The 2,202-nt window shown below is 60.8% G+C and carries 2 protein-coding genes; one reads left to right on the top strand and one right to left on the bottom strand.

The genetic code is table 11. From position 1 onward, the window contains the following. The coding region (locus tag ACJH7A_RS30330) for an AIPR family protein (RefSeq protein ID WP_406803309.1) at nucleotides 1-1,479 on the top strand (1,479 nt) is incomplete at its 5' end. A gap of 160 nt (nucleotides 1,480-1,639) precedes the next feature. Here ACJH7A_RS30330 and ACJH7A_RS30325 read toward each other — a convergent pair. Further along, the gene (locus tag ACJH7A_RS30325; protein ID WP_406803308.1) at nucleotides 1,640-2,089 is read right to left on the bottom strand and encodes a phospholipase D-like domain-containing protein; all 450 of its coding nucleotides are present in this window, start codon (nucleotides 2,087-2,089) and stop codon (nucleotides 1,640-1,642) included. Nucleotides 2,090-2,202 lie beyond the last annotated feature (113 nt).

The raw sequence follows: 2,202 nt of genomic DNA, 5'->3' as shown, positions 1-2,202 counted from the left end.
GATGATCATCCTCGGGAAGGTGCGCCCACTTTCAGGCCACCTCGCCGGGCCTCATCCACAGGTATTGATCATTGCTCTGGAAACGGCGGAGGCGCGGCGCTCGACGAGATGATGAAATTTCAGAAAGGGTTGTCGGACCTCGTCACGATGAACTGGGAGCGGTTCAACAATAAGGTGGCCCAACGGGTTCCAGAGTTGGACAAAGCACTGCTCAATACGGATCTTCGCATCGAGGTCATCTTCGTGACGATGGGCACACCACAGGTGGCCCCTGCCGTAGCCGCCCACATGGACGACTACATCACTACGCTCAACGACCCGACTGAGGTCGCTCTGTTCACGTACATGAACCAAGGCGCCGTCTACAAGCTTCTCGTCGATGACACCCTATCGGCTCAGATTGATCTCACTGTCGAGCTGTCGGACTGGGGGCGCCTGGAGGGTCCTCCTGATGCCGTCTACGGCCACGTCGGCGGCGCGGAGGTAGCGGGCTGGCTCCGCGATCACGGACCCCATCTGTTCGACCGCAATGTCCGCCTGGTGCTGTCGAACTCTGAGGTCAACGCATCCGTCCTGGAGACGATCGAGGAATCACCCGAGCGGTTCTGGTATTTCAACAACGGTGTCACGGCGCTGTGCGAGTCGATTGACAAGGCCCCTGCTGGCGGCACTGAACGTCGGCAGGGGACGTTCGGGCTCAAAGGGGTCAGCATCGTCAATGGGGCGCAGACCGTGGGGACTCTCGCACGCGCCTTGCGGCAGGGGAAGCAGCAGGAACTCGACGCGGTGCGGGTCATGGTGCGGTTCATATCGCTGGAGTCCGCTCCCGACGACTTCGGAAAACGCGTGACGCGGGCGACGAACACCCAGAACGTCATCGGTGGCCGCGACTTCGTAGGTCTCGATCCCGAACAGACGCGACTGCGCGACGACTTTTCCGTCGACGGCCTCACTTACGCCATCCGCAGCGGCGAGGAACGTCCAGACTCCGAGAAGGGCTGCGAATTTACAGAGGCTGCGGTGGCCCTCGCGTGTGCCCATTCATCGGGACTTGCCACCCAGGCGAAACGCGAGGTTAGCCGGCTGTGGGACGACACGTCAAAGGCCCCGTACAAGGCACTGTTCAACGCCAGTACCACCTACTTGCGGGTCTGGCGTTCTGTCCAGGTTCTTCGCGCCGTTGAGGCGGAGCTCGACCAGTTGAAAGATGGTCTAGGCAACCGGGAACGGGGATACGCCGTCCATGGAAACCGTCTTGTCGCCCACGTCGTGTTCGCGAAGCTAGACTCGACTGGAATCGAAAATCCCGCGGCAGATTGGGGCCTCGTCCTCGCGGAGGTACCCCACCTGACGGTAAAGGCTCTGCACACGATGACCGAGAAGGGCGAGGCCGAGTACAGCGGATACACCGCGAACTTGTTCAAGAATGCTACGAAGACGGAGCACCTCGCCAACATGACCATCGATGCTCTCGCCTGAGATGTTGGCCTTCCTGGTTCTTACGGATCTGGCGTTCTAGTGCGGGCAAGAGATTCTCAGCTTCGGGCTGCACTGGGCGACGGACCCTCGTGTCCCTCGGCTTTGGTCACGGGCAAGCATGCGCGTCGCGCAGCCGTGCACCGACGGGTGGATTCTGTTGCTATTCCAGCTCATACAGGGACCCCCGCTTGCTGGCCATGGTCGACTCAATTGATGCTGCGAGACCGCTGTCATGAATCAGCAGACCGAACTCAATGTTTCGATTCTCAGCGTTGTACGAGAAGTTTGCACTTGTCAGCAGAACGACCTCATGGTCGACGACAATGAACTTGGTATGGCTGACGATCGGCTGTCCATTCGGCAAGTTGGCTGAGCGGTACACGGTTGCCCGCGGGAGCCGTGCCTTGACGCCGCCAGGGTCGCCCTTGCCTGCGTCGACGTAGACACACACAACCACCTCGGGCTCCTCGGATGCTGTCTGGAGTGCGTCCCACATGCTCGATGTCGATGAGAAGTTATAGGTCGCACACGTCACCGAAATGCGGGCCGCGGCGACGACATCGTGGAACTGATTGGTCAGATGTCCGGTCGTGGCTTCGTTTCCGGGCATCGTCCAGACCGGAGTGAGGTCGCGGTGCGCAGACTTTGGCTAAGTCCCCTGGGGTGGTGGGAATTCGGGGACGGGGCTGAGGTGGGCGGAGATGTTCAGGCCGTGTCGGTGCC

The sequence above is a fragment of the Mycobacterium sp. SMC-17 genome (assembly GCF_045310915.1).
In the GTDB taxonomy this organism is placed as follows: Bacteria; Actinomycetota; Actinomycetes; order Mycobacteriales; family Mycobacteriaceae; genus Mycobacterium.
The sequence above is the reverse complement of the archived record's forward strand: the minus strand, read 5'-3'. Positions and strand labels throughout refer to the sequence as shown.